Source organism: Polyangium mundeleinium, assembly GCF_028369105.1.
GTDB classification, from domain to species: domain Bacteria; phylum Myxococcota_A; class Polyangia; order Polyangiales; family Polyangiaceae; genus Polyangium; species Polyangium mundeleinium.
This window is the reverse complement of record NZ_JAQNDO010000001.1, coordinates 11,167,509-11,193,900: the sequence shown is the minus strand read 5'-3', so window position 1 is coordinate 11,193,900 and position 26,392 is coordinate 11,167,509. Positions and strand designations below refer to the sequence as shown.

Annotated in this window: 22 protein-coding genes; 6 read left to right on the top strand and 16 right to left on the bottom strand. The window is 69.9% G+C overall.

The window, feature by feature from the left end; genetic code table 11:
• Positions 1 to 15: 15 nt before the first annotated feature.
• On the bottom strand, positions 16 to 453 hold the full coding sequence (locus tag POL67_RS44065; protein WP_271927302.1) for an RNA polymerase sigma factor: 438 nt from the start codon (positions 451 to 453) through the stop codon (positions 16 to 18).
• Between the two features lie 76 nt (positions 454 to 529).
• On the opposite strand from POL67_RS44065, the gene POL67_RS44060 reads away from it, so the two are divergent.
• Positions 530 to 1,420 carry a hypothetical protein gene (locus POL67_RS44060; protein ID WP_271927300.1) on the top strand — a complete coding sequence of 297 codons (891 nt, stop codon included), beginning with the start codon at positions 530 to 532 and terminating at the stop codon, positions 1,418 to 1,420.
• 33 nt (positions 1,421 to 1,453) lie between these two features.
• Here the strand turns inward: POL67_RS44060 and POL67_RS44055 are convergent, their stop codons facing one another.
• Entirely contained in the window at positions 1,454 to 4,036 is a 2,583-nt protein-coding gene (locus POL67_RS44055) for an O-antigen ligase family protein (RefSeq protein WP_271927298.1), read from the bottom strand.
• Between the two features lie 126 nt (positions 4,037 to 4,162).
• On the opposite strand from POL67_RS44055, the gene POL67_RS44050 reads away from it, so the two are divergent.
• Together POL67_RS44050 and POL67_RS44045 are read left to right on the top strand one after the other, a co-directional pair.
• Positions 4,163 to 5,617, top strand: a complete 1,455-nt coding sequence (locus tag POL67_RS44050) for a hypothetical protein (RefSeq protein ID WP_271927297.1) — start codon at positions 4,163 to 4,165, stop codon at positions 5,615 to 5,617.
• A 127-nt stretch (positions 5,618 to 5,744) separates the two neighbouring features.
• Positions 5,745 to 6,098 carry a hypothetical protein gene (locus POL67_RS44045; protein WP_271927296.1) on the top strand — a complete coding sequence of 118 codons (354 nt, stop codon included), beginning with the start codon at positions 5,745 to 5,747 and terminating at the stop codon, positions 6,096 to 6,098.
• 13 nt (positions 6,099 to 6,111) lie between these two features.
• Here POL67_RS44045 and POL67_RS44040 read toward each other — a convergent pair whose 3' ends face one another.
• The 8 genes from POL67_RS44040 to trxA form a co-directional block, all read right to left on the bottom strand.
• Positions 6,112 to 6,762, bottom strand: coding sequence for an acyltransferase (locus POL67_RS44040; RefSeq protein ID WP_271927295.1), 651 nt, complete (start codon positions 6,760 to 6,762; stop codon positions 6,112 to 6,114).
• Positions 6,763 to 6,765: 3 nt separating this feature from the next.
• Entirely contained in the window at positions 6,766 to 8,277 is a 1,512-nt protein-coding gene (locus POL67_RS44035; protein WP_271927293.1) for a glycosyltransferase family protein, read from the bottom strand.
• 32 nt (positions 8,278 to 8,309) lie between these two features.
• Positions 8,310 to 8,579, bottom strand: coding sequence for a preprotein translocase subunit SecG (secG, locus tag POL67_RS44030; protein WP_271927291.1), 270 nt, complete (start codon positions 8,577 to 8,579; stop codon positions 8,310 to 8,312).
• A 17-nt stretch (positions 8,580 to 8,596) separates the two neighbouring features.
• Positions 8,597 to 9,388 (bottom strand): triose-phosphate isomerase, encoded by a 792-nt coding sequence (gene tpiA / locus POL67_RS44025; RefSeq protein ID WP_271927290.1) that lies wholly within the window; start codon positions 9,386 to 9,388, stop codon positions 8,597 to 8,599.
• Positions 9,385 to 10,617 (bottom strand): phosphoglycerate kinase, encoded by a 1,233-nt coding sequence (locus POL67_RS44020; RefSeq protein ID WP_271927288.1) that lies wholly within the window; start codon positions 10,615 to 10,617, stop codon positions 9,385 to 9,387. Before POL67_RS44020 ends, tpiA begins: the two co-directional genes overlap by 4 nt.
• 3 nt (positions 10,618 to 10,620) lie before the next feature.
• A complete protein-coding gene (gene gap, locus POL67_RS44015) occupies positions 10,621 to 11,643 on the bottom strand; it encodes a type I glyceraldehyde-3-phosphate dehydrogenase (protein WP_271927286.1) in 1,023 nt (340 codons plus the stop codon).
• Positions 11,644 to 11,789: 146 nt separating this feature from the next.
• On the bottom strand, positions 11,790 to 13,739 hold the full coding sequence (locus POL67_RS44010; protein ID WP_271927285.1) for a serine/threonine protein kinase: 1,950 nt from the start codon (positions 13,737 to 13,739) through the stop codon (positions 11,790 to 11,792).
• A 108-nt stretch (positions 13,740 to 13,847) separates the two neighbouring features.
• On the bottom strand, positions 13,848 to 14,171 hold the full coding sequence (gene trxA, locus POL67_RS44005; protein WP_271927283.1) for a thioredoxin: 324 nt from the start codon (positions 14,169 to 14,171) through the stop codon (positions 13,848 to 13,850).
• 180 nt (positions 14,172 to 14,351) lie between these two features.
• Here trxA and POL67_RS44000 point away from each other — a divergent pair, with 180 nt between their 5' ends.
• Complete coding sequence (locus POL67_RS44000; protein WP_271927282.1) at positions 14,352 to 15,074, top strand: polyprenol monophosphomannose synthase; 723 nt, start codon at positions 14,352 to 14,354, stop codon at positions 15,072 to 15,074.
• 2 nt (positions 15,075 to 15,076) lie between these two features.
• Here POL67_RS44000 and POL67_RS43995 read toward each other — a convergent pair whose 3' ends face one another.
• On the bottom strand, positions 15,077 to 17,776 hold the full coding sequence (locus POL67_RS43995; protein WP_271927280.1) for a DUF2169 family type VI secretion system accessory protein: 2,700 nt from the start codon (positions 17,774 to 17,776) through the stop codon (positions 15,077 to 15,079).
• A gap of 51 nt (positions 17,777 to 17,827) precedes the next feature.
• Here POL67_RS43995 and POL67_RS43990 point away from each other — a divergent pair, with 51 nt between their 5' ends.
• Positions 17,828 to 18,403 carry a hypothetical protein gene (locus tag POL67_RS43990; RefSeq protein ID WP_271927279.1) on the top strand — a complete coding sequence of 192 codons (576 nt, stop codon included), beginning with the start codon at positions 17,828 to 17,830 and terminating at the stop codon, positions 18,401 to 18,403.
• Here the strand turns inward: POL67_RS43990 and POL67_RS43985 are convergent.
• The 4 genes from POL67_RS43985 to POL67_RS43970 form a co-directional block, all read right to left on the bottom strand.
• Complete coding sequence (locus POL67_RS43985) at positions 18,400 to 19,548, bottom strand: peptidase MA family metallohydrolase (RefSeq protein ID WP_271927277.1); 1,149 nt, start codon at positions 19,546 to 19,548, stop codon at positions 18,400 to 18,402. The two genes, POL67_RS43990 and POL67_RS43985, sit on opposite strands and share 4 nt — an antisense overlap.
• Positions 19,545 to 20,321, bottom strand: coding sequence for a hypothetical protein (locus POL67_RS43980; RefSeq protein WP_271927276.1), 777 nt, complete (start codon positions 20,319 to 20,321; stop codon positions 19,545 to 19,547). The genes POL67_RS43985 and POL67_RS43980 overlap by 4 nt, the downstream gene beginning before the upstream one ends.
• Before the next feature lie 68 nt (positions 20,322 to 20,389).
• The gene (locus POL67_RS43975; RefSeq protein ID WP_271927274.1) at positions 20,390 to 21,526 is read right to left on the bottom strand and encodes a hypothetical protein; all 1,137 of its coding nucleotides are present in this window, start codon (positions 21,524 to 21,526) and stop codon (positions 20,390 to 20,392) included.
• 122 nt (positions 21,527 to 21,648) lie between these two features.
• The gene (locus POL67_RS43970) at positions 21,649 to 23,442 is read right to left on the bottom strand and encodes a PE-PGRS family protein (RefSeq protein ID WP_271927272.1); all 1,794 of its coding nucleotides are present in this window, start codon (positions 23,440 to 23,442) and stop codon (positions 21,649 to 21,651) included.
• A 272-nt stretch (positions 23,443 to 23,714) separates the two neighbouring features.
• On the opposite strand from POL67_RS43970, the gene POL67_RS43965 reads away from it, so the two are divergent.
• The gene (locus tag POL67_RS43965; protein WP_271927270.1) at positions 23,715 to 24,848 is read left to right on the top strand and encodes a vWA domain-containing protein; all 1,134 of its coding nucleotides are present in this window, start codon (positions 23,715 to 23,717) and stop codon (positions 24,846 to 24,848) included.
• Between the two features lie 52 nt (positions 24,849 to 24,900).
• Here POL67_RS43965 and POL67_RS43960 read toward each other — a convergent pair whose 3' ends face one another.
• Positions 24,901 to 26,370: an HAD-IG family 5'-nucleotidase gene (locus tag POL67_RS43960; protein ID WP_271927269.1), complete on the bottom strand. Its 1,470-nt coding sequence runs from the start codon at positions 26,368 to 26,370 to the stop codon at positions 24,901 to 24,903.
• Between the last annotated feature and the right edge of the window lie 22 nt (positions 26,371 to 26,392).

Genomic DNA, 26,392 nt, shown 5'->3' with positions numbered 1-26,392 from the left:
GCGCGCTCGAGGTCGTCAGGGACAGGTGCGGTCTGCGGTCATCATCTGCTTGTTGCCGGCGCAATTGCTTACGCCGGAGAGAAACGCCGGTCCCACCACGGTAAAGTTGTATTCGCACGTGAAGTTGTAGGTCGGCCATAGGTAGCGCACGCGCCGCCTCGGGGGGAGGGGAGACCCGTCACGCCAGGCAATGATGAAGACCTCCTGCACGAGGTCGTCCACCTCCCGCTCCGGGACGCCGCGCTGGAGAAGGGTGGAGCGGACGAAGGGGCGGCATTCGCGGTAAAACCGCTCGAAAGACGCTTGCGAGGAAGGAATGCGCGCAGGTTTCTTGGCGGATTCGGGATGCGGAGAAGGATTGGATCGACGACACCATCGCGAACAACTGAGCAGATTGCGCGCGGGAGCGGGGGGAGGCGGAAGCGGAACCGGCAGCGGCGGCAGCAGCAGCATGGTTCCGGTAAAACCGATTCGTTCCCCGACGAACCTATCCCTTGTCCCCCCCGTGCTCTCGCAGTAGAGCGCTCTCGTGCCTTCCCTCTTGCACGAGGCGATCATCGAGCTTTTCCGCAACCGTCCGGTCCTGGCGGCGGAGCTCCTTCACGAGGCCCTGCACATCCCGTTGCCGCCGTTCACGGAGGCGCGGATTGCCTCGGCGGATCTGACGAACATCATCCCGCGCGAGCTTCGCGCCGATCTCCTCGTCTTGCTCCTCGACGATCAACCTGTCCTGGTCATCATCGTCGAAGCGCAGCTCCCGTGGGATGCGGACAAGCCCTTTGCCTGGCCTGCGTACGTCGCCGGTGCGCGTGCGCGTTACCGGTGCCCGGCGTGCTTGCTGGTCGTCACGCCCGACGGAGCGCTCGCGGCGCGTCTTTCGCAGCCGATCGTGCTCGGCCCCGGACAGGCTTCGATCACGCCTCTGGTCCTGGGGCCGGAGGGGGTGCCCGTGGTGAAGGACATCGACGAAGCCAAGGAAAGGCCGGAACTGTCGGTCCTCTCGGCGCTCGCGCACGGACGAACGGAGGGAGGGATTTCCATCGCGGTGGCGGCGCTGGCAGCGGGGGCGGGGCTGGATGCGGAGCGAGCGAAACTCTACGCGGATCTCGTGCTATTTTCGCTGGGCGAAGCTGCCCGGACAGCCCTGGAGAAGCTCATGAGCATTCCGAACTACGAGTACCAGAGCGAATTTGCCCGCAAGTACGTGCAGCAAGGTCGCGAGGAAGGGCGCGCGGAAGGAAGCCTAGAGCCAGTTTTGCGACTGTTCGAGCGACGGCTCGCCCGGCCGTTGACCAGCGACGAGCGTGAGAACCTCGCCACGCAGCTCCGCAAGGAGGGCGCCACCCGGCTTACGGACATGGCCCTTGATCTCTCCGCGGCAGACCTCGCTGCCCTGCTCGTCGCGAACAATGGGCGCTGATCATCAGCCGCCGTAGCCGCAGCAGCTCCCTCGCTACTTTCCCCCCATCGCCCGCGCCCGCTCCTCCGCGATCCGTTTCCTCAACTCCTCCGTCATTCCCCGCTTCTGCGCCGCGCGTTCGAGCGCCATCACGGCCTGCGCGTGTGCGCCTCCGCGACTCGCAGCGTCCGCGAGCGCGAGCCACCGGGCCTCGGTCGGTTCTTCGCGGGCCGCGCGGTCGTAGAGCGTGAGCGCGGCGCCGGCGTCGCCGCGGGTCTCGCGGAGGCGCGCGAGGAAGGCGGCTGCCTCGGCGCAGGCGGAGGCCGAGAGGCAGGTCGCGGCGAGGAGGTCTTTGCTGGCCGCGTCGATGCGCGCGACGCCGGGGACCTGGGAGGCGATCTCGACGCGCGCGCGCAAGCAGGCGGCGCGCTCCTTGACGAGCGGGCATCGCGCCGCGAGCCGGGCCTCGGCGTCCTCGCTTTTGCCCTCGGTGACGAGGGAGCGCGCGCGGATCCGATCGGCCATGAAGTCCCCGGGGAACGCGGATTCGAGCGCGGCCGCGTGCGCCTCGATCTCTCGCATGCAGCGAGCGCGATCGTCACACGTGCCCTTCACGAGCGCGTCGAGCAGGGCGTCCGCGGCGCGCACGCGCGGGCCGTGGGCGCCGGGATTTCGCGTGATCGCTTCGGCATCGAGGCGCGCGCTGAGCGTGGCGTTGCCAGCGTTCCGCGCCTGCACCGCGAGCTCGTCGAGCATGGGCGTGCCCGCTTTGCCTTCGGGGACGGCGCCGCTCAATTCGCCTTCGTCCTTCGAGAGCCGGACCGCGAACACGCCCGCGGGGCCCACGAGCGAGCTGTCTTGCGTGACGGCGATCCGCAGCTCGAGCAAGGCCTGGCGGCGCGCGCCGCGGCTGGCGAGGACCTGCGCGAGCAAGAGGTGCGCGCGGCCGTTCACGTGGCCTCGTTCGAGGGTGCGCTGGAGCCACGGGAGCGCGCTCTCGCGTTTGCCCTGGTAGGCCGCGAGCGCGCCGATGAGCGGGAAATACGGCTCGGCCGGGTGGCGGCGCATCGCCGCGCGGAGCGCGCCTTCGAGCGCGTCGTGCGCGGCAGGATCCGCGGGGTTCGTCGCTTCATACATCGTCCGGATCACGTCGCGCTCGGCGCCGACGTCTGGATGTCCGAGCCGGAAGGAAGCGGCCGCGAGCGCGAGGCCCACGAAGAGCGCGATCGCCGGCGCGAGGCGCGTGAGCTTGTTCGGGGCCTTCGCGGCGAGGCCACGCGAGGGGCGCGAGCGCGCGCGATCTCCCCACAACGAGCCGAGCACCGTGGCGAGGGCGAAGCAGACGGCCGGGATTTCCAGCGAGAGGTCGGCGAGGTTCTGGAGGAGGACCACGACGACGCCCGTGAATGCGGCCGCCGCAAGACGGCTGCGCAAGGCGCCGAGGCGCGAGGGGGCGAGCGCCCACGCGAAGAGGACGAGCGACGCGAGCGCGACGGGCGCGCCCCACTCGACGAGCCACTGCGCCGGGAAGTTCTCGATGTACGCGAAGACGACGTGGCCCGAGCTCGCGCGGTACGCAGGGAAGACGCTTTCGAAGGCGCCGCGGCCGATGCCGAAGATCGGGTGCTCGCGCAAGACGGGCAGCGCCCAGCGCACCATCTGGAGTTTGTCGAGGTTCTTGTCGTAGAGCTCGAACCAGGTGTCGCGCGTGCCGCCGAGGAGCGCGAGCGCAGCGCCGCCGAGGAGCGCGGCGCCGAGGAGCCATCGGAGCGAGGGTTCGGCGTCGCCGCTGCCACCGCGACGCGCAGCGCGGATCCGCAGGAGGAGCGCGAGCAGGAGGACGCCGAAGATCAAGGCGATCACGCCGCCGCGCGAGGCCGACGTGACGTCGACGGCGACGAGGAACGCGACGCCCGCGGCGACGAGCCAGCGCGGCGCGACGGGATCGTGCATGAGGGCGAGGCCCATGCCCGCGAGCGCGCCGAGGTTCAGGTAGCCGGCGAGGGTGTTCGCGTTGATGAGCGGTCCGACGTGCCACGGAGGCAGCGCGACCGAGGGCGTGTAAAAGCCGTAGACCTTCGTCAGGCCTGCGAGGCCGTGCACGACGGTGACGAGCGCAACGGCGAGGGCCGAGAGGAAGACGAGGGTGATGCCGGTGGCGGCGCCGCGGCGCGCGGACACGGCCGCCGAGGCGGTGAAGATCGCGGCGTAGGAGGACCACTTCAGGGCCTCGACGATCGAGCCGCCGGGATCGAGCGAGAGGCTCGCGAAGCGCGGGCCGGCTTCACCGAAGGGCAGGAGGGCGCGGGACCAGACGTCGGCGTTGCCCGGCGCGAGGCGCTCGAGCAGGGCCATCGGCAAGGGCACGGCCTGCAGGAGCGTGTAGGCGGCGAGCGCGGTCGCGAGGAGCGCGGGCAAGGCGAGCGAGACCGAGCCCTTGCGCTCTTGTTCGCGTTGAAGCGCGAGGGCAGCGGCGGCGAAGGCGAAGGGCGCGAGGAGGGCGACGACGCGGACGTGGACGCCGCCGAGCGCGAGGGCGGAGCTCGCGACGGTGAGGGCGACGAGGGCGACGAGGGGCCGAACGGAGCCGGAGCTTCCGCGATCTCGGCGCGGGCTGGATCGGGAGGTAGGAGGCATCCGAGGCTCGTGATCGGGGCGCGCGGGAGGGAGCCGAGTGTATCGCAGAACGATCGGGCGTCGGGGCGCGAGATGGCGCCGCGCGTTCGTTGACGCCGGGTCGTGTTCCGCAGAGGATTCCTGATCATGGAACGTTCGTCTCGCCGCGGGCGTCGCGGCCTTGCTTCACTTGGGATCTCTGGCATCGCTGCGCTCGTGACGGGCGCGTGGCTCGGCGCGTGTAGCCTCGATCAGCTCGGGTCGGCGCCGATGGGACAAGCGTCGTCGTCGTCTTCGGGCGGGAACGGCGGCGGCGCGACCGTGGGGCCGGGCGGGATGGGCGGCGGCGGGATGGGTGGCGACGGCGGGATGGGCGGCGTGGGTGGAATGGGCGGGGTCGCCGTCGGTGGAATGGGCGGCGTGGGCGGCGTCGGTGGAACGGGCGGCGTCGGTGGAACGGGCGGCTCGGGCGGCGGGGGGCCGGTGGCGATCCGCGAATGGACGGCGACGACGCCTCCTGCGGCCACTTTACCCATTTACACGTTGCCAGGCGACTGGCTCAAGATCGAATGTCCGACGGCCGATAGGACCTCGCAGGTGGGTCCGCACAGCCTGAAGCTCCCCTATCCTGCGAACGCAGCACGTCCGAGAAACGTGGGGCCTGCCTGGGGGCTCAGCGTGGAGAGCAAGCGGAAGAACAGGATCTGGAACGGAGAATCGTGGATGGGGGTGGGCTGGACGACTCCGGTCGGGGCGGTCGGGATGGCAATCACGCCGGGGCAGCCGGATCCGGCGGGAGGTATGAGCGCCACGAGATTCGATTCCACGGGAAAACAGCAATCGAACTATTCGACGCTTCCCAAGGGATACGGGTCAGCATGGTTTCGTGGGCAGGGTGATGTCGGCCCCTACGCCTATTTCGTCATGGAGCCGGGAAACTCCGGGTGGACGGTCGACGTCATCGATGATGCCGCGAACTGGAAGCGTTACGAGGTCGGCGAGGACGACGGCTATTTCCTCCTGGAGACCCGCGGCGATGGGGACGGGGATCCTGCGCCGATCGAGACGCCGACGGCGGTGTTCGCCTATGGTGCGCAGCTCGAGACGAAGGACAACAACAACAGCGTCAAGTATCCATCGAGCTACATCCCGACGACGCAGGCACTGGAGCGTGTCCGGGAGGCCGACAAACTCTCCGTCATCGCCCCGCCGATCGTCGCGCCGGGCGGCTATTTCCACGTGAAGATCCGTTTCGCGCCGAATTATGCCACCGCCGAGACCACGGAGAACGAGCACGATTTGCTCAACATCAACAACGATAACCGTCTCTTTTTTCGGTTCTCGGACAAAAAGATCGTGTTTCGTATCGACAAGGTCAACCTCGAATCCGCCGCGCTCGCGTGGACCCGGGATCAGGAGATCCAAGTGGAGGCGATTCACTCGGCGACCGAACAAAGGCTGATCGTGTCCGGGGGCGGCACCTTCTCGGGGCCGGCGCAGGCCCCCGTCCCGGTGAACAACTCCTTCTACGTCCTCGGCAACGGATCCGGCGCCCAGGAGTGCGCGGATTTGCGTTACCTCGGGTTCTTCGAGCCCAATTGAAATCGTCCTGTCGCGGTAGAGTTTTTTTTGCCGAGGTGGAAGTTGCAACCCAAGGAAAATCGGTCCCCGTCCGCTTGACGTGACCGAGGGCCGTGCGCAAAACGTCGATGCTCTCCCGGAGAACCAAATGAGCAAAACTCTCGCGGTCGTTCTCGCTCTCGGTGTTTGCGGCGGCGCCGGCGTGGCGGCGTTCGCCTACATGAAGAAGCCCGAGCGCGCTGCCTGCGTGCGCATCGCCGACCTGTGCGGCGAAAAGAACGGGACGAAGGACGACCTCGACCGCTGTGTCGAGGAGGTCGAGCAGTGGCGCAAGGTCGCCGGCGACGAGCCGGTCGACAAGGGGATCGAGTGCGTCGACGGGGCCAAGACCTGCGGCGAAGCCATGGGCTGCGTCGCAGGCGCCGGCATGAAGGGCTTTCAGAACGTCGTCGACGACTTCTTCAAGGGCCTCGGCAAGGGGCTCGGCGGCAGCAAGAAATAGCCGCCGGTCCGTCTCAACCCGGGCGCGATCGGATGTAAGGCTTGCCCAGGTCGCGCCCGCCCGACGGCAGCGGCGCATCCTCGGGAAGATCCAAGCAACGGACGAGCCCCTCCTCGATCCGATATCGATATCCACTCTCGGGACAAACCATGATCCCGTCAGGCCCAGGCCGCCCGAGCTTCTGCCCGTGCCGACTCATGGTGCCCGTGCGTCGCGCCGGGACGCCCGTCATCAGCGCATAGTCGGGGACGTCCCGCGTGACGAGCGCGCCGGCGCCGACGAACGCATGCCGCCCGATGGTCGTGCCACACATGATCGTTGCATTCGCGCCAATCGTGGCGCCGCGGCGGATCACGGTCGTTTCGTAGAGGCCCCGGCGATCGATTTCGGCGCGCGGGTTCGTGACGTTCGTCAGGACGCAGGAGGGGCCGAGAAAGACTGAATCCTCGACGATCGTGCCCTCGTACAGGGAGACGTTGTTCTGGATCCGCACGTCGTCCCCGATGACGACGCCGCTCGCCACGAAGACGCCCTGGCCAAGCACGCAACGCTTGCCAATCCGAGCGCCCGGCATGACGTGGCAAAAATGCCAGATGCGCGTGCCCTCGCCGAGGGAGGAAGGCTCGTCGACATAGGCGGAGGGGTGCACGAAGGGGGATTGCATTAATCAGCGGCTCCCGTGCTCCCATAACCCGAACGAGCCGTGGACGGCGCGCGGCGGGCCAAGGACGGCCGCGGCAGGGCTCGCCGTGCGCCCGAGGAGGAAGTGCGCGCGTGCTTCGGCGAGGCGGCGCGGGAGGCCGTCGGGGGCGTCGAAGGTGGAGGCAGAGGCGGGTTTGCGAGGATCGAGGTCGCGGTCGAGGACGACGTCCTCGGGGCGGCCGAGGGCCGCGGTGATGGCGAAATGGCCATAATCGCGCACCTCGACGAGGACACGTTCGCCAGGGGGGACGAGCGCGCGCGCGGCGTCGCCGATGGCGACCTCGTCCGTGCGCGGGACGAAGTCTTCGCCGCGGAACCAGCGGCGGACGATGACGAGGCTGAAGACGAGGAGGGCGACGGCAGCGGTCGCCGCGCCGAGGCGGGCCTGCCGGCTCGCGCGAGGGAGCAGCGTGGCCGCGAGGTCGCCAACGACGAGGGCGCAGAGAAGGAGGCCAACGAGGACCGCACGCTCGGGGTGATGCGTCGGGGCGCCGTCCTTGACGAGCGCCGCGGAGAGGGCGACGAGCTGGAAGAGGGCAAGGGCGAGGGGGCGCGCGTACGGGCGGAGGGTTTCGCGGGCTGCGGCGCGGAGCGAGGGGAGCGCGGCGAGGGCGAGGAGGACGGCGAGCGCGCTGAAGAGCTCGGGCTCGTGGCGAGCCATGGCGAGCGGGTAGGCGAAGAGGCGCGAGAGAAGGGCGTCGGCGTCGCCGCCGAGGGCGCGGCGGTAGGCGGCGACGCGGTCGAGGGAGTCGAAGGCGCTGCCGCGGGTGAAATGGTTCCAGAGGACCCACAGCAGAGGGCCGAGGAGCGCGAGGGCCGCCGCGAGGACGAAGAGGGCGCGGTCCTTGCCGGATCGGTCGCGATCACGGAGGGCGTCGAGGCCGGTGAGGGCGGCAAACGCGGCGGCGATGGGCCAGACGTCGTACCGCGAGAGGGTGGCGCCGAGGAGCGCGAGGCCGCCGAAGAGGCGCGCCCGGGGCTCACGCGGGCCCACGAGCGAGGCCATCGCGAAGAGGGCGAGCGCCGCGGTGGGGAGCTCGGGGACGGTGGCGACGCCGAGGCGCGCGCTCCAGGGGAAAACGGCGGCGAGGGCGGCGCCGAGGAGGGCGGCGATTCGGGGGTTTGGGGGCGCAGCACCGCTTGTCGGCGCGAAGCCCCCAAGCGTGGATCGATTCGCGAGGCGCTCGGCCGCGAGCGCGACGAGCACGGCCGAGAGGACGCCAAGGACGAAGGCGGTGACGCGCGCGACGAGGAGCGTACGTCCCGCGCCGAGCATGGCGGCGCCTGTGATCCAGAAGGGGAAGGGGAGCCAGCTCGTGCCGGTCGGATCGAGCTTCGGGGCGTGGGCGAAGTCCTGCGCGATGACGACGCGCGCGAAGTCGTCGTCGCTGACGGCGCGAAAGCCCGTGGCGATCACGATCGCCGCCGCGATCACCTTGACGAGCGCAACGAGGCCGAGATCGCGTCTCTGCAACAACGCGGGCAAGGGGATCCGCCTCGGGCGCGGCGCTACTTCTGCTGCGTGTTCTCGAACTGCTTGAGCTCGCGATCACCCGCGGAGGACAGGTACGCGAGGGACATGCTGGTGACCATGAAGATCGCGGCGCAGATCGCGGTGAGGCGGGTCATGAAGTTGCCCGCGCCGCGGCCGCCGAAGACCTGCGCACCGCCGCCGAACGACGAGCCGAGGCCTCCGCCGCGGCCCTGCTGCAGGAGCACCACGAGGATCAGGAAGATACAAACGATGACGTGGATGACGTTGAGCAGAGTGGTCAGCATCGGCGCACGGCGACGTTCTACCCTCGTTCCGCGGCGTCCGCCAGCCGCTCGGCGCTGTCGATGATCTTGCCGAAGCCGGTCGCGTCGAGGGAGGCGCCGCCGACGAGGGCACCGTCGACGTCCGCCTGGCCGAGCAGGCCCTCGGCATTGTCACCCTTCACGCTGCCGCCGTAGAGGATCCGCGTGGACGCGGCGAGCTCCTCGGAGACGCTCGCGCAGAGGCCGCGGATCATCGCGTGGACCTCCTGGGCGTCCTCGGGACGAGCGACCTTGCCCGTCCCGATCGCCCAGACCGGCTCGTAAGCGATGACGCCGAAGCCCGGGCGCTTGGCAAGCTCGTCGAGGAAGGCGCGGGTCTGGCGCTCGACGACCTCGAGCGTCTTTCCAGCTTCGCGCTCCTCGAGCGTCTCGCCGACGCAGGCGATCGGCTGGAGCTCGGCGCGGATCGCGGCGGCGATTTTTCGGGCGATGAGCTCGTCCGTCTCGCCGAAGATCTGTCGGCGCTCGCTGTGGCCGAGGATGACCCAGGTCGCGCCGGAGTCTTTGAGCATCGGCGCGCTGATCTCGCCGGTGAAGGCCCCGGCGGGCTCGGGGTGCATGTTCTGGGCGCCGAGCATCACGGCGCTCTTCGACTCCCAGAGCTCGTGCGCGGCCGCGGCGAGCGCCGTGAACGGCGGGCAGATCACGACGTCGACGCGGGCCGAGCGGCGCGCCGCCTCGACCACGCCGAGGGCCAGGCTGCATGCGTCCTGGCCACCGGCGTTCATTTTCCAGTTGCCCGCGATGAGGGGGCGGCGCGCGACGTTCACGACGCTTCCTCCGCCACGGCAGAACGAAGCGCCTCGACGCCCGGCAGCTTGCGGCCCTCGATGAGCTCGAGCGCAGCGCCGCCGCCCGTCGAGATGTGATCCATGCCCTTCGCGATCTCCTCGCCCGCGGCGCGCACGGCCGCCGCGCTGTCGCCGCCGCCGACGACGGTGAAACCTTCGGCGCGGGCCATGATGCGCGCGATCTCGAAGGTGCCGTTCGAGAACGGCTTCGACTCGAAGAGGCCCATCGGGCCGTTCCAGAAGACGGTCTTCGCGCGCTCGATGGCATTGCCGAAGAGCTCGATCGTCTTCGGGCCGATGTCGAGCGCCATGGTGCCGTCGGGGATCGCGTCCACGCTGACGGCCCTGCCGCTCTCCGCGTCGAGGCTCTTGGCCACGATGACGTCGACGGGCAAAAGGACCGACGCCCCGCGATCGCGCGCCTTCTGCAGGATCGTGCGAGCGAGCGGGAGTTTGTCGTCCTCGATCTTGCTCGCCGCGACCTTCTTGCCTTGCGCCGCGAGGAACGTGTTCGCCATGGCGCCGCCGATGCAGAGCGTGTCGACGACGTTGAGCAGCGACTCGACGACGGCGATCTTGTCCGACACCTTCGCGCCGCCGAGCACCGCGACGTACGGCTTCTCGGGACGATCGAGCAAGCGGGCGAGCGAGCGCAGCTCCTTCAGCATGAGCAGGCCCGCGCCGCGATCGCGGATCATGCGAGGCAGGGCGTGCACGGAGGCGTGGGCGCGGTGGGCCGCGCCGAATGCGTCGTCGACGTAGATGTCGCAGAGCTCGGCGAGTTGACGCGCGAAGTTCTCCTCGTCCTTCTCCTCCTCCTCGTGGAAGCGGAGGTTTTCGAGGAGGCAAACCTGGCCGGTGCGCAGGTCGTGGATGACCTTCTTCGGGCCATCGCCGACGCAGTCGTCGGTCAGGTGCACCTCGTAGCCCGTGAGCTCCGCGAGGCGCGCGCCGGCCGGTTCGAGGGAGCAGCCCTCATGCTTGCCCGGCTTCGGTCGGCCGAGGTGCGAGGCGAGGATCACCTTCGCGCCCGCGTCCACCGCGACCTTGATCGTGGGGATCGACTCACGGATGCGCGCGTCGTCGGTGATCGCGCCCGTCTTCTTGTCGAGCGGGACGTTGAAGTCGACGCGGATGAAGACGCGCTTGTTCGCGAGTCCGCCGTCCTTGGCGAGGTCCTCGATCGATCGGATGCCAGTGAGCTTCATGGCTCAGACGCCCTTCGCGGCCATGAGCTTGGCCAGGTCGATCATGCGGTTCGAGAAGCCCCACTCGTTGTCGTACCAGGAGAAGACCTTCGCGAACCTGTCGCCGATGTGCTGCGTGAGCGTGGCGTCGAAGATGCTGGAGTGCGGGTTGCCGATGTAGTCGCCCGAGACGAGCTGGAGCTCGGTGTACTCGAGGATGCCCTTCATCGGGCCCTCGGCCGCGCGCTTCATCGCCTCGTGGATCGCGTCCTTCGAGAGCGGCTTCTCCGTCTCGAGCGTGAGATCCACGAGCGAGACGTCGACCGTCGGGACGCGGATCGCCTGGCCGTCGAACTTGCCCTTGAGCTCCGGGATAACCTCGCTGAGCGCCTTCGCCGCGCCCGTCGACGAGGGCACCATGTTCACCGCCGCCGCGCGGGCGCGGCGCAGATCACCCTTGCGATGCGGGAGATCGAGGATGTGCTGGTCGTTCGTGTACGAATGGATCGTGGTCATGAGGCCCCGCACGATCCCGAACTGATCAAGCAGGACCTTCGCGACCGGCGCGAGGCAGTTCGTCGTGCACGAGCCGCACGAGATGACGCTGTGCTTGGCCGGGTCGTACTGCTTGTCGTTCACGCCCATGACCACGGTGAGGTCGTGGCCCTTGGCCGGCGCGCTGATGATGACGCGCTTGGCGCCCGCGTTCTGGTGCAGAGCGGCCTTCGCCTTGTCGGTGAAGAGGCCGGTGCACTCGAGGACGATGTCGACGCCGAGGTCCTTCCAGGGGAGTTCGGCGGGGTCCTTCTTCGCGAGGACCTGGATGCGCTTGTCGTCGAGCGCGATGTAGCCGTCGCCGTGGCTCACCTTCGCCGCGCGGAACTCGCGGTGGATGGAGTCGAAGCGCAAGAGGTGCGCGAGCGTGCCGGCATCGGTGAGATCGTTGATCGCCACGATCTCGAGATCCTTCTCGCCGCGCTCGACGAGCGCGCGCACGATGCAGCGACCGATCCGACCAAACCCGTTGATTGCAATCCTCGTCGCCATCGGAGACTCCTGGAAAAGGTGTGGTTTCGGGCACGATACCTAGCCAGGTGGCCCCGATCGGTCAAGCGAAGGTTCCGCGACGAGCGAAGACCCCGTCCGGGCCGCGATCGCAGCCTCCGCCGCCCCGACCGGCCGCGCGCCCGTGATCAGCGCGCGTAGCCGTGAAAGAACGCCGAGCCATCCTCCGCGACCACGGTGATCCGCGGTGCGCGGGGGCAGACGAGGATCAGCGCGCTCGTTACCGACGGATCGAGCGGGACACGGATCCACCCGCTCTCCTGCCGTTCGAGCAGCCGCGCATCCGCACCCACGGCCCACGCGCCGCCCGTCGTCGGATCGACCGCGACGCCCACGAGATCCCGCGTCGTCTGCACGCTCTCCAGCGTCGCCACCGCGCCGCCGTGCGTCGGCTCCACGCGGAGCGCATGTCCCCCGCTGCCCACGGCATACGCGACGCCGCCGGGGCCCGCCGCGATCGCGTAGAGGTGCCCCGTTCGTCCCCAGGGAACATCGCGCGCGCCGCGCTCGCTGATCTCCACGAGCGTGCCTTGCGTGCCGACCGCGATCACGTGTCCGCTGCTCGTGCGCGTCACACCCGCGAGGCGCGCCGTGTCCGGCGCGGCGAGCATCGTGGGCGTTCCTTCGTTCGGCAGGAAGAGCGCTACGCCGCCCGGGCGCGACGCGCGCTCACCGACGAGGACGATCCCCCGTTCGTCCGCGTGCGCCGCGAGCAGCGTGATCTCGCGCTCCGGGAGCGTGATCCGCCGCAGCCCGCCGCGCGGCGAGAGGGCCGCGCAGAGCCCCGCGTCGCCGAAGAGAAGGAGCTCGCCCGACGGGAGCCGCGACAGGCCTCGCACGGCCCGCGCGTCGATCCCCGCGGGCAGCGGCGCCGCCGACCACGCGCCGTGCACGAGCCGGTAGAGGCCTTGCGTGCCGAGGGCCATGATCGCGCGTCCCTCCTCGACGACCATCGCCGCGCGGAGGCGCTCGCCTGCGATCGCGGGGCCGAGCATCTCCCACGCGGGCATCGGCGCGGCGACCGGCGCGGCCGAGGGCGGCGGCATCGGCATCGCGGCGGCGAGGCGAGCGCCCTCGCTGGATCGCGGGAAGACCGAGTCGAAGCTCACGGGCTCTTCGGGCGTGCTCCCGCCGCTCGCCGTCGGCCGCACGGCTTCGCGCAAGAGCGGCTCCAGCGCGAGCCAGAGCTCCCGGATCGACCCGTGCCGATGGATCGGATTCGTGCTCGTGGCGCGGCCGATCTCCCGATCGAGCGCCGCCACGAGATCCGGCCGATCCCGCAGCTCCGCCGGCAACGTGGCGCGCACGCGGCCGAGCTGCGGCCGGTCGCCCGTCATGAGGCGGAGGAGCGCTTTCGGCTTCGGTTCGCCCGGCTTCGGCGCGAACGCCGCGGTCCCGCAGAGCAGCTCGTACAACACGGCCGCGAACGAGTACACGTCCGCCTCCGGCCCGATGGGGCCCGGGAGTTGTCCGAAGCTCTCGGGCGCTTCGTAGAGCAGGTTCGGCGGGTCGAGCGGATCTTGCGGGCCGAGGGTCGTGACGAAGCCGTCCGTGATCCGGGCCGTCTCTTGGCCGCGCTCCTGCGCGATGAGCACGTGCGAAGGCTTCAGGTCCCGATGCACGCCGCCCGCCTCGTGCAAGGCGAAGAGCGCCCGCGCCACGTGCCCCATGAGCCGACGCGCGCGCGCCGCGGGCAGCCCGAAGCCGCCGTGCGCGGCGATCACCCGCGCGAGGTTTTGCCCCGGCAGATACTCGCGGACGACGCACGGCAAGGCGCCGCGGGGGCTCTCGATCGTGCCGTGATCGATCACGTGCGCGAGCCCGCGCCGCTCCGGGAGCGAGGCGAGCAAGCGGTGCAGGACGCTCGCCTCGCGGGCGAATCGCAGGAGCGCTGTGCCGCCGTCGACGAGCCCGGGCCGGTACACCTTCACCGCGGCCGTCGCGCCGAGGACCTCGCTCGTGGTCTTGAAGACCCAACCGGAGCGGCCTTCTCCGACGAGCTCGCCGAGCTCGTAACGGACGCCCTGGGCGCCATCCAGCACCCGGCCGATCAGGCTTTGTCGGAGTTCGGCGTCCACGAGAGCCAAGCTCTACGAGGAAAATGGAGCCGCGAAAAGACGCGAGCGCGAACCCCTCGTGCTCCGAGAGGCCGCGCTCGTAGGGTCAGCTAACTTTGGTGGCTCGACTTACACGCCGAGGAGCTTGACGAGGTTGTCCTTGCTCGTCAGCCCCACGTGCGTGCCTGCCTTCGCGCCGCCCTTGAAGACCATCACGGTCGGGACGCTGCGGATGCCGTACTTCGCTGCGACCTTCGGGGACTCGTCGATGTCGAGCTTGCCGACCAGCGCCTTGCCCTCGAACTCGTCGGCGACCTTGTCGACGATCGGGGCGAGCTGCTTGCAGGGGCCGCACCAGGTGGCGGTGAAATCCACGAGCACCGGGACGTCGGAGTTCAGGACCTCGGACTCGAAATTCTGTTCGTTGAAGCTGCGGACGTTCTTGCTAGCCATGGTGCCTCGTTCTCCGCCGGGCCGTTGGCCGTTGGCGCCTGTTGCAGGTACCCGCACGATCCGGTAGGGCAACGAAACGTAACTTCGAGAATCGGAGCCGACAAGGCTTCCTGCTGACGCTCCCTTTCTGCTACATGACCCCACGCTCCCGTGCGTCGGTCGGGGAGCCCACGAGCTCGAATGGCCCCGCGGATCCTCGTCGTCACGCCGACCTACAACGAGCGTGACAACCTCCCGCGCTTCGTGCGCTCGGTGCTCGAGGTCGTCCCCGAGGCGCACGTTCTCGTCGTGGACGATGCCTCGCCCGATGGTACCGGCGCCGTCGCGGACACGCTCGCCGCCGAGGACCCTCGCACGACCGTGCTGCATCGACCGGGCAAGCTCGGGCTCGGCACGGCGTACGTGGACGCGTTTCGGCGCGCGATCGAGCTCGGCTACGACGTCGTCGTGGAGATGGACGCGGATCTCTCGCACGATCCGAAGTACCTGCCCGCGTTTCTGCAGGCGATCGAGGAGGGCGCGGACGTCGTGCTCGGCTCGCGCAACGTGCCCGGCGGCGGCGTCCTCGGCTGGGGGCCGGGGCGGCACGTGCTCTCGAAGGGAGGCTCGCTCTACGCGCGGACCATCCTCGGCGTGCCGATCCGCGACCTGACCACGGGCTTCAAAGCGTTCACGCGTCGCGCCTTGCTCGCGATCGACATCGAGACGCTGCGCTCGAACGGCTATTCGTTTCAGATCGAAACGACGTACCGCGCGCTGCGGAAAAGCCTGCGCGTGACCGAGGTGCCGATCGTGTTCGTCGATCGGCGCGCGGGCCACTCCAAGATGAGCCGCAGCATCTTCGCGGAGGCCGTCGTGGAAGTGTGGCGCCTGCGCTTCGACGCGCTCACCGGCCGGCTCTGACGTCAGCGCATGAAGCCGCGTCGTTGCAGGCTGACGACGCGTCCGAGGGCGACGACCTTGAGCGCGGCCGGATGGTTCTCGTACTCGTCCTGCTGCATGTGCGCCTCGGCGACGATGCGCGCCTTGAAGCGCTGGAACATCGGTAGCTTCTTCGTGAGGCTCTCGGGCAGGTACGCGGGCATCAGCGACTGCGAGCCCGCGGGCACGAGGACGCTGCGGATCCAGGGCTCGCCGAAGACCGTGCGTTTCTGGTAGTGCCGCTGTTCGAGCAGCATCCGCTCGGTGTGCGAGTCGAGGTAACTCGGCGGCAGCATGCGGTTGCCCTGCGCGAAGGCGTCCTTCACCTGCTGCGTGAGCCGCTCGGCGACGCCGCTCGAGCTCGACAGCCACGGCGTCTTGAGCAGCTCGTTCACCGTGTCCACGGTCTCCTTGAGCTTCTTGTCGCCCGCGATGAGCGGCGAGACCGCCGTGACCGTGGCCTTCAGCGTTTCGAGCTCGTCGAAGGGGAACGTGAGCTCGGCCGAGACGAGCACGAGCGGCGGGGTGAAGGTGCCGTCGTCGGCGACCGCATCGCCGATGGCCTCCTGGATGCCCTCGGCGTCGGTGGTCGCGCCGCGCGTGAGCACGGCGAAGACGTCCTTGCGATCCCGCACGTCGGGCGGCTCCTCGGGCGGCGGCTCGTCGTCGAAGTCGAGGTCGCGTGGCTCGGGCTTCTTGTCGAGCAGGAGCTTCCAGCTCGGGTGCTCGCGCATCTTCGGCGCGGCTTTCGGGTCGTACCAGATGAGGTCGACGACGTCGCGCGAGGGGCCGCGGTGGGTGTACGGCCGCGGCGAGACGGCAGGCGAGGGCGAGGACGAACCGTCGTTCGGTGTCGACCATTGGGCCGCGGCGGCGGCTGCGTTCGAGGCTGCGGCAGCGCCGACGGTCGCGGCGTTCGCGACGGCGACGGGCGGCGGGGGCGCGGCTTGCGAGGCGCTGGAGAACGCGGCGACGGCGGCCGCGCCGGCGAGGCCCGCGGCGGCCATCGCGGTCGCCGTGGGGGCGATCGGGCTCGGCGGGGACAAACCCGCGGCCATGCTGCCCACGGTCGGCGCGGGGATGTTCTCGCCCCCGCCGGCGCGCGCGGACGGGTTTGCCCACGGGCTGTCGAGCGGCGAGGGGCTCGGCGAGGGCGGGGCCTGCGGGACACGCGCGGGCAGCGGTGGAGGCGGCGGCGCGGAGGGTTGCGCGGCGGGAGGCGCGAACGGCGTCGCGGGCGGCGGCTGGGGTTGCGCGGCCGCGGGCGCGAACGGCGTCGCGTTGGGCACGGCCGGCGAGGGGACGCTGGGGGACGACGATTTGCGCGCGGCCGAGAGCCACGGCGGCGCGGCATCTCCAGGCGGCGGACGATCGGCCGGCGGCTGCGGCGCGCTCCCGGCGGGCGCCACGTTCTTCGCCGCGATGAACGGCAGGCCGCTCGCCGTGGGCGCGACGCGGGGCTGCGGCGACGCGTTTTCCGCGCGCGGCGCGCTCATCTGGCTCAGCGCGGAGACCGCAGGCGAGGGCGACGGCGGTTTGGCCGGGATATCGCCGGCCACGTCGGGCCGCAGGAACGGCACGGTCGCGGGCCGATGCGGCTTGCTCGGGGGCGGCGTGGACAGCGCGGGGGCTTCGGCCGGGGCCTCCGGGAGCGGCTCGCCCGCTTGCCCGCTCGCGACGAGGAGACGCTCGACGTCGGCCCACGTGAGCCGCTGGCCCGGCTCCTCCATCGCGACCACGACGCGGCCGAGCCCGTGCGGCCTGTCGAGCCCGATCTGCGCGCGCCACGTCAGCGTGCATTGCGCCCGGTCCGTGTCGATCCAGAGCGTGTCGCACTTCATCGTGAGGTCCTGCGGGTTTCCGCCCGGCCGGACCAAGAAGGCGCGCGGATGCAGCCCCGGCAAGCTCGTCACGAGCCGCGGGTGCTGCGGGTGCAGGTTCTCGAGCACGATGCGCTCGTTGTCGCGCAGCTCGTCGAGCTGCTGATCGCGCGGGGCGCAGTCGAAGTACGCGGGATCGATGTCGTCGGGCACCGGCTGCTCGCGGACGATCTGCTGCGAGAACGACGACGCGTACGCGCCGAGCGCTTCCAGCCGGCCCGGCCACGTCGGCGCGATCGGGCCATACCCGATCGGGGGGATCACGTCCGCGCGGCTCTGCACGAGCAGCCCCGGCGGCTGCAAGTTCGGCACGGGGGAGACGCCGTACGCGTCCGGCTGCGCGTCGGGCCGGATGCCCACCGGGTTCAGCGTGTCCGGACCACCGGTCGCGCGCTCGTAGCGCAGCGGCACCTTCGTCACGCGGCTCGTTTCGCGCACGGCGCCGTCCGGGCCGTACACGCGCTCGCCGAACGCCTCGATCGATTTGTCGATCCCGCCGACGACGAGGCGCGTGAGGATCGACCGGGACGCTTCGCCGCGCGAGGCGAACGCGTTGCCCACGAGCACCACGTCGGCGCGCACCTTGAACGGAACGAGATCACTCGGCGAGTACACGCTGCGCGCGGGATCGTCGTTCCAGTGGTTGTCGTCCTCGTTCGGATCGTCCTGGTTCGCGGCGAGGCGCGACTGGACGGGCGCGAGGTCGTACGTGGCCTTGCAGACGACCGTGAGGACCCACCCGCCGCGTCGTGGCTGCCAGAGCAGCGACGCGACCCGGAAGGGACAAACCGTGACGACCTCCATGACGGGGTGATACTAATCGACCGTCGCGAAAGCCGATACGGGGGTTCTGGCATGAAGGCGATGATCTCGGCGCGTCCGTGGGTTTCTGCGTGTCTTCTGTCGCTTTTCACGGTCGCGTGTGGGCCGTCCTGGCACGTGGTGGCCAAGGCCGTGCCGAATCCGTTCGTGAACCAGCGCAGCTTCGCGGTGGAGCCCGTGCACTTCGAGGGCGTCCAGATCGGCGAAAAGAGCGAGGCAGAGTACCAGGCGTCGAAGGACGGCGATCAGCAGGCGAGCTGGGACGAGGACAAGCGTGCGTTCGCCGGTGAATTCGGCCGGGAGCTCGCCGAGGAGCTGCCCGAGGTCCAGTTCGTGTCCGCGCCCGCGCCGAGCCCGTTTGTGGTGCGACCCGTGGTCACCTTCGTCGAGCCTGGGTTTTACGCCTACGTCGCGGCGCGGCCCTCGGAGGTGCGGATGACGCTGGAGATCTGGGGCGCGGGGCCCCAGCGCCTCGACGTACTCCAGTTTCGCGCCGTCGTGCCCGCCACGATGACGAACCCGTCGAGCGGCGGCCGTTTGCGCAGCGCCGGCGAGATGCTGGGCGCGCAGGTGGCGGAATACCTGCGGACGCGCGTCTTCCCGGATTAATGCAGCGTGTGCCAGTCGCCGTCGTGCTCCACCTTGGGCACCTCGGCCTCCGGCGGGAACGTTTTGCCGAGGTCCTCGCGCGCGTCCTCGATGCTGTCGATGCGCTCGATGAACAGCGGCGCGGGCGCAGGCCGCGGGCGCGGGGGCGGGCGGCTCGGGGGTTCCATCGTGAGCGGCCGCGGCTCCTTGCGCGGCGCGGGCGTCGTCGTCCCCGCGCGCCGACGCTCGAACACGCGCCGCACGAAGAGGACCAGCACGCAGAGCGCCCAGACCCCGATCCCCGCGAGGAACACCGGCAAAAACCCGTACCGTCGCGCGAGATCCTCCCGCCACTTGAGCTCGATCTGCGCGAGCGGCGCCTCGTGCGCGGCCGCGAGCGCCTGCTCGAACGGTTCGCCGCTGCGGGCCCGATCGAGCGCCCCCACGAACGCCGCCCGGCGAGGTTTGTCCGTGAGGAACCGCGCGAGGTCCGCGGCCTGCGCATACGCGAGCGAGGTCTCCGGCGCGTCGGCCGGCAGGCCACCTTCGAGCGCCGCGACCCCGTGCAGGCGCCTTTGCAGCGTGGCGAGCAGGAGCGCCTGCGCGCGGATCGCCGACGCCTCGCCCGCCACGTGCGCGGCGAACCCCTCGTGCAGCCAGAGCGGCGCGGGCTTGTGGTCGAGCGTTTCGTCGAGCGCCACGTGCGCGAGCGCGTGGGGCAGGGCCACGGCGAGATCCGTCGGCTCCAGCGATCGATGCGAGCCGAGGCTCGTCACGACGAGCCGCTGCTTCGAGAACGCGAGCGCCGGCGCATACCCGGGCACGTCCTCCATCGGGCCGAGCGAGCGCACCTCCTCGGGCACCGCGGCCACGCGGATTTCCACCGCGCCGAGGACCTCCCGGCCGAGCAGCTCGCTCATGGCCTTTCGTGCCCGGAGCACCGCGGGGATCGCGGCGCGCACGCGCTCGTGCGCGGAGGGGTGATACGCGAACGTGAGGCCTGCCTCCTGAAGCTCCAGGTATCCCGTGGGACGCGCGGGCACGTCGGCGCGTGGATCCGTCACGGCCGGCGCATCATGCGGGCGCGAGGGCGCGGCGAACGCGTCCGCGGCGACGAGGCACGACGCGACCGACACGAGGACGAGCGCCCGCGACCCCGCTCTCACGGCGCGACCTGTCCTTTCAGCCGGACCATGCCCGTCGAATCCTCCGTCACCTTCGACGTGATCAGCACCGCGGCGCCCGCGGCCACGATTGCGCCGAGCGGACCCCAGAACCAGGCCGACTTGTAGAACGGCTTGCGCGTCGGCTCCTCCGGCTTCGGCAAGGCGGGCGTGCTGGTTTGTTTCGGCGCGATCGGCGGAGGCGGCGCGGCCTGCGGCACGATCACGAGCTTTCGAAGCGTCGATGCGGCGCCGGGCCACGTGTAGCGGATCTCCCCGGCCTCGTTTCGTTCGATCGTCGGCCCGAGCTCGATCGACTCGTAACGCGCCGTTCCCACGCGGAGCACACGCGCGACGGGACGATCGCCGGCCATCGACACGGCGACCACGATCTCGGCCTTCTGCTCGGCGCCGAGCGAGGCGAGCAGCCTGCGGCTCGGGGCATCGTCGTTCGCCGTGAGCGCGCTCCGCACCTCGGCGAGCTCGCGCTCCTTCGCGGGCGCATCCGGCGCGGCGGCCTCGCCGGCGAGCAGCCGCGCCGCCCGATCGTCGAGGCCCGGCCGGAGCACTTCATCCCGGTAGATCTCGCGCGCGAGCGGCTTCGCCGCGGCCTCCACGCCGCTCCCGATCGCCACGACGACCGCCCCGCGGCCTGCCGGCGCCGCCGCCGTCGTCTCCGAGCCTCGCGCCTCGGGCTCCGCCGCCAGACTCACGCCTGCGGATCCGAGCCACGTCCCGCACCCGGCGAGGGTAAGGGCGAGCACACGAGAACGCATGTGCGGATTTTACGGAGTACCTATCGCCCCGTCAAAGTGTTTTTCGGTGGGCGCCAGGCCCATTCTGGTCACAGCTCGCGCTGGTAGACGCGATATTTCTTGTAAATGCGGCCGCCCATCAGCCGGATCCCCGCATTGATGGCCGCGTTGTCTTCGAGCGTCCACGAGAGCTCGCCGCGCTCGAGGCCGAGCAGGTGGGCGGAGCGGTTCATCGCGACGTAGAGGAACGCGGAGAGCCCCGCGTACTTGCGCACGTGCCGGAACTTTTTCTTGATGCCGAGGATGATGAGCCGCCCGCTCTTCGGCCCCTTTACGCGCAGCCGATAGAGGAGCTTCGCCACATTGAACGGGAAGAGGCTTCCGTCGAAATCGCGGATCACCTCGTTGATGTTCGGCAACGCGAGCGCCACCGCGGCCGGCTCGCCGTCGATCGAGACGAGGTAGGTGATCTCGGGGAACAGGATGAGCTTCATGTCGGCCGCCATCTTGGCGAGCTCGCGCTCCGAGAGCGGCACGAAACCCCAGTTGTCGCTCCAGGCGTCATTGAAGATGTCCATGAGGACGCGGACCTCTTCGCCGAAACGCGCGGGGTCCAAGTGGCGGACCGTCACCTCGGGCATGGCGAGGACCTCGTCGTGCGCCTTCTGCGCGCGCGTCGGAACCGAGCCGACGTCGTACGTCCACGCATAAAAGTCCTTGAGCTTCGCGAGGCCTGCCTGCTCGATGAGCCCGCCCTGGTAGGGCCGGTGGTGGGGCATCATGATCATCGGCGGCGTATCGAAGCCCTCGACGAGGCAGCCGAGCTCCTCGTTGATGTTGAGCGAGAGCGGCCCGCGCAGGAGCTTCATCCCGCGCGCGCGGTTCCAGTCCGCGGCCTTTTCGAGCAGGGCCCGCGCGACCTCCGGGTCGTCCGTCGTATCGAGGAACCCGAAGAACCCGGCCGCGTCCTTGTGCCGTTCGAGGTGCGCGTGGTCGATCTGCGCCGTGATACGCCCGACGCGGCGCCCGTCCCGGTAAGCGACGAACGCCTGCACGTCGCCGTGGTCGAAGAACGGGTTCTTCTTCCGGTTGAGCCGGTCCTCGATGTCCATGTCGAGGGGACGCACCCAGGCGGGATCGTCCGCGTAGATGTCCCGCGCGACGTCGAGGAAATCCCGCCGCCGCTTCTTGTCCTTCTCGCCAAGCTCGACGATCTCGATGGCCATTGCCCGCCGTCCGTACCGTTCGGAGGCCGGCGACGCAAGAAGAAACGAGGGAACATGGAACGAAATGGGGCAGCCCGCGTACGGACCACCCCATTTCGTTGCGCCGCGCGAGACGCGCCGCTTCAGTTGATCTGGATGTTGAACCCGGAGGTGCCGTCGAGGCCCTTGCCGCCGACGCCGCCCTCGGGGTTCGTCCCGCCGTTCGCGCCGAGACCGACCGCGCCGGTCGAGCAGCTATTGCCGGTCCACGTGAACGTCACGCCGCCCGTGCGGGCGAGGCACGCGCTTGGGCCGCCGCCGCCGCCGCCGCCGGCGCCGCCGGCCGCGCCCTTGCCGCCGTTGCCGCCCTTGCCACCGGGACCGCTGTCGTCGCTGTTGCCGCCGCCGGTCCCGCCGACGCCGCCGAGTTGGCCCACCGCGCCATTACCGCCGAGCCCGCCCTTGCCGCCGGCGCCGGCCAGGATCTCGTTGCCCGTCACGATGACCTTGCCGGCCACGGCGAACACACCGAAGCTCCCGCCGCCACCCATGCCGCCCTTGCCGCCATTGCCGCCCTTGCCGCCGCAGCCGCCGCTGCCGCCGCCGCCGCCCTTGTCCCATTCGTTCAAGCAGGCCCCGTTGCCGCTGCCGCCACCGCCGCCGCCGGCGCCGCCGCCGCCCTTGGCTGGCTGCGCAGCCATTCCATCGGTGCCATTGGCGGTCCGATAGAAGTGGTCGAGCACGCCGCCGAGCGCATTGCCGCCCTGACCGGCCGCGCCTTGCGTCGAGTCTGTGCCGTTTTGCCCATTCCCGCCCGGATCCCCCGCGTCGGCGATGAACGGCGTGCAGCCGTTCGCCGGCGCTCCCGCTCCGCCCTGCGTGCCGCCGAAGCCTTGCGCGCCGTTCTGCCCCGCCGACGTATTCTGGCCGCCGTCGCCGCCCTTTCCGCCGGGGGCGTCGCAGACGGGCGCCGCGCCGCCGAAGCCGGAGTTGCTGTTCAGCGCCGCCCCGTTGGTCCCGTTGATCCCATTGGGCGCCGACGACTGCGCGTGCAGCATTCCATTGGCCCCGACCGAGCCGTCGTTCCCTTTGCCGATCGTCATCTTGTTGTACCGCACGTAGAGCTGCCCCACGCCGCCACCGAGCCGCACGCCGTACGTGCTCTCGCCCGCGCCCTGCGGCGTCGCGGCCTCGATCGTGATTCCTTCGATGTGCGTCTCCTGATCGATTTGCGGCGCGTAGAACACTGTGCCCACGGCCTTCACCGTCGTCGTCACCGCCTCGGATCGCCGGAAGCGGAAATCGGCATTGTTGTGGTCGAATCCGCCGTAAATGTTGATGCCCGAGACCACGGTCACGGCCTCGTTGTAAATCTCGCCCGAAAGGCAGACCGACGGGACGCCCTTCGATTGCGCCTGCTGAATGGCCGCGGCGATCGTCTTCATCGGGTCCTGCCGCGTGCCTGCGCTCGCGTCGTTCCCCGCGCCGGCGGAGACGTAGATGCACTGCTCGGCGACGCCGTCCGTCCCGTCGCAGTTGTCGTCCTTGTATCCGTCGTCGATCGGATCTTTGTCGGCGCTCACCAGTGTGCACTGATATTCGCAGCCGCACTGGGCGCCCGTGAGCGGGTTTCCGTCCACGTCCCAGGTGCCCGCGGGGCAGCCCATGGAGCATGGATCGACCATCCCGCCGCCCGTTCCACCGCCGCCCGCGCCGCCCATCCCGCCCGCGCCGCCCATCCCGCCTTCGCCACCTGCGCCCCCTGCGCCCCCTGCGCCGCCCGCGCCGCTCGACGAACTCGACACGCTCGAACTCGACCCCGAGCCGCCGCCCGAGCCGCCGCCCGCGCCCCCTGCGCCGGCCTCGCCGCCTTCGCCGCCCGTGCCGCCTCCGTTGCCGGATCCGCCGATGCCGCCGGTGATGCCTCCGGACGTCACGGACCCGCCCTCGGCGCAGCCTGCGACAGAAACGGCCCCTACCAACCCGATCAAGCCCAGTGTGGTACCAAGAAGAAGACGCGCGCGCATGCCTGAATCTTTCTCTCCCGCGCCATCGCTTGGCAAGGAGTTTTTTTCATTTCGACGAACGCCGTACAGCCCGAATGTGATCGTCCGACCCGGGCCCTCCGGGGCCGTCGCAAAATGCGACGCAAGCGCGAGTGTCCCGGCCTGGGTTGACGGCTCTCCCCCCGATCGGGCACCATCGAGACATGAACCGTATCCACGCCACTTTGCTTGTTCTATCGGCATGCGCCCTCGGCGTTGCCTGTGCGCCCGACTCGAACCTGCCGCCCTCGGGCAATCCCGGCGGCGCCGGCGCCGGGAACACGGGCGGCTCGGGTGGCACGGGCGGCATGGGCACGGGCGGGGATATCTTCGTCGGCAGCGGCGGCAGCAGCAGTTCGAGCGGCGTCGTGGATCCGGGCTGCGGCCTGCTCACCGAGCAAGGAAAGTCCGTGCCGCTCTCGCTCTACATCGCGTTCGACAAGTCGAGCTCGATGGTCGGAACGAAGTGGAACAGCGCCGAGGCGGGGCTCGCGGCGTTCGTCAACGATCCGAACTCGGCGGGCACCTCCGTCGCGCTCAATTTCTTCCCCCTGCCGGCCGAGTCCACCTGTGATCAGATGCTCTACAAGCCGCCCGTCGTGCCCTTCGGCGCGCTGCCGGCGAACGCCGAGCCGATCATTCAGGCCATCGCCGCCGAGGACCCGAACGGCTTCAAGACCCCGATCTACCCGGCGCTCGGCGGCGCCCTCCTCGCCTGCGCCGACGCATTGCAGCAAAAGCCGGGGACGGGCTGCGCCGTGTTGCTCGTCACGGACGGGCAGCCGGCCGGGCCCGCGCCCGTGTGCAGCGGCGTCAATCCGGAGGACCCGCAGGTCATCGCGAACCTCGCGGCGACGGGCCTCTCGCAATTCAAGGTCCGCACGTTCGTGATTGGCCTCCCGGGCGTCACGCAGGACACGGTGAACCTCATCGCGGCGTCGGGCGGCACCGATTCGGCGATCCTCGTCGGCAGCGTGAACGTCCAGGTCGAGTTCCAGAATGCGCTCGCGAAGGCCCGCGGCAAAGCCTTGCCCTGCGATTACGAGATTCCGACGAAGGTCTCGGGCGGCGAGGTCGATCCGGGCTTCGTGAACGTGCTCTTCACGCCGTCGAGCGGCGGCGAGCCGGAGACGATCCTCCAGGACAAGGATTGCACGAACGGCCTCGGCTGGTATTACGACAATCCCGTCGTCCCCTCGAAGATTTCGTTCTGCCCGGCCACTTGCGACGCCGTCCGCAAGGATTTCGGCGCGAAGGTGCAGATCGCCCTCGGCTGCAAGACCGAGGTGGCCAAGTAAAACCCCGGGGCGCGCGGCCGCGATCTACGTCCGTGCCGCGCGCTTCCAGCGGTCAAGGCCCCGGGTTCGGGCTCGGCGCTTCTCCGGAGGGATCGTGGGGCAGGCTCCCGCGGCGGGAGCGGAAATACGAATAGGGCGTGTAGCGCAGGAAATTCGAGACGCGCGACGTATAAATGTCGGCCGAGCGCTCGATCTGCCGCGCCAGGTGGCTCTTGTCGTTGCCTGTGCGCAGGAGCAGGCCCCAGCGCGAGTTCGAGACCTCGGCCGCTGCCTTCGCGAGCGGGGCGATTCGATCGTCGAGCTCCGCGAGCGCCGCCTTCAGCGCGCCGAGCCGCGCGAGGACCTCGTCGCACGACGGCGCTTCCTCGGGCAAACCATATTCTTCCCTGTGCCGCTGGGCGAGCAGCCGGAGCTGGCAGGAGGCGAGCTCGAGCGCCTCTTTTTCCTCCATCAACGCGCCGAGCCGCGCCTCGTCCACGCGGGACGCATAGGCCGCCCGCACCTCTTCTTCGAGCTCCCACAGAATGAGCGCCGTCCGCCAGCGCAGCACGCTCTTCGACACCCGCACGTCGCCCCAGATGTGGTCCCCCACGTACAGGATCTCGTCCCCCGAAATCCCGAGCGAGCGCTCCACCTGCGTCGCGTCCCCGCCGAGGTACGAGCCGCCTTCTTTGAGCGGCCCGATCCACGGCCGGAGCAGCCCGTCCTCGCTCACGACCTCGAAGAGCGGCGATTTCTGCATGAAGAAATCGGGCTTCCGCGCCTGCACGATCACCACGTCGAAGAGATCCCGCCACCGCATCCCGTTCGGCAGGAATCTTTCGAATGCGTAACGCATCATCGCATCCGTGTATCCCCACTCCGAGTTCGTGATGAGCAGGAGCTTTTTTCCGGCCCGCTGCTGGTCGAGCAGCGCGAGCGGCGCCTCCGGGTCGAGCACCACGAACCGGTCCGGATCCGCGATGATCTCGGCCTTCAGGCGGCCCTCCATGTGCGCCTCGTCGAGGCCGCTCTTCACGAGCCGATAGAGCTGCTCGTAGCCTGTCCCCGCCGGCATCTTTCCCGCGTCCGCGAGGTCGACGAGCTGGGCGTACATGCACGCCTCGGAGAGCGAGAAGAGCGTGTTCAGAAAGACGAACCGCGGCTCGGCGAGGTCGATGATCGTCCGCGCGTACGCCGAGCGCATCGGCTCGAAATCGAGCAGCGATGTCCCGTGCATCGCGCGCTTCACGTAGCCGAAGCGGTTCACCTTGAGCAGGTTGCCGAGCTCCGTGTCGATGATGAGCCCCCGGATCACGAGCTCCGGATCGAAGCGGAGATCCTCCACCGGATACCCATGCGCGAGCAGCCGCGTCCGCAGATGCTCGTACGCCAGGCGCTCCCACTCCTCCACCTGATAATGGATGAGCGTGTAGTCCATGTCGTAGCCGATCGCCTTGATCGACCGCATGTTCATGGTCCGGTTGCAAAAGATGCCCCGCTCGCGCGGCGGCTTGCCCGGCAGACCGTCGAAATACGACATTCCTCGAACTCTCCTCGAACCC

Bases quoted from the DNA above. Each gene is read 5' to 3' on its own strand.
- POL67_RS44045 (WP_271927296.1), top strand. From the start codon at position 5,745: ATGAGCAAAACTCTCGCGGTCGTTCTCGCTCTCGGTGTTTGCGGCGGC.
- POL67_RS43995 (WP_271927280.1), bottom strand. From the start codon at position 17,776: ATGGAGGTCGTCACGGTTTGTCCCTTCCGGGTCGCGTCGCTGCTCTGG.
- POL67_RS43965 (WP_271927270.1), top strand. From the start codon at position 23,715: ATGAACCGTATCCACGCCACTTTGCTTGTTCTATCGGCATGCGCCCTC.
- POL67_RS44055 (WP_271927298.1), bottom strand. From the start codon at position 4,036: ATGCCTCCTACCTCCCGATCCAGCCCGCGCCGAGATCGCGGAAGCTCC.
- POL67_RS44065 (WP_271927302.1), bottom strand. From the start codon at position 453: ATGCTGCTGCTGCCGCCGCTGCCGGTTCCGCTTCCGCCTCCCCCCGCT.
- trxA (WP_271927283.1), bottom strand. From the start codon at position 14,171: ATGGCTAGCAAGAACGTCCGCAGCTTCAACGAACAGAATTTCGAGTCC.
- gap (WP_271927286.1), bottom strand. From the start codon at position 11,643: ATGGCGACGAGGATTGCAATCAACGGGTTTGGTCGGATCGGTCGCTGC.
- POL67_RS44050 (WP_271927297.1), top strand. From the start codon at position 4,163: ATGGAACGTTCGTCTCGCCGCGGGCGTCGCGGCCTTGCTTCACTTGGG.
- POL67_RS44020 (WP_271927288.1), bottom strand. From the start codon at position 10,617: ATGAAGCTCACTGGCATCCGATCGATCGAGGACCTCGCCAAGGACGGC.
- POL67_RS43960 (WP_271927269.1), bottom strand. From the start codon at position 26,370: ATGTCGTATTTCGACGGTCTGCCGGGCAAGCCGCCGCGCGAGCGGGGC.
- POL67_RS43975 (WP_271927274.1), bottom strand. From the start codon at position 21,526: ATGGCCATCGAGATCGTCGAGCTTGGCGAGAAGGACAAGAAGCGGCGG.
- POL67_RS43990 (WP_271927279.1), top strand. From the start codon at position 17,828: ATGAAGGCGATGATCTCGGCGCGTCCGTGGGTTTCTGCGTGTCTTCTG.
- POL67_RS44040 (WP_271927295.1), bottom strand. From the start codon at position 6,762: ATGCAATCCCCCTTCGTGCACCCCTCCGCCTATGTCGACGAGCCTTCC.
- secG (WP_271927291.1), bottom strand. From the start codon at position 8,579: ATGCTGACCACTCTGCTCAACGTCATCCACGTCATCGTTTGTATCTTC.
- POL67_RS43980 (WP_271927276.1), bottom strand. From the start codon at position 20,321: ATGCGTTCTCGTGTGCTCGCCCTTACCCTCGCCGGGTGCGGGACGTGG.
- POL67_RS44000 (WP_271927282.1), top strand. From the start codon at position 14,352: ATGGCCCCGCGGATCCTCGTCGTCACGCCGACCTACAACGAGCGTGAC.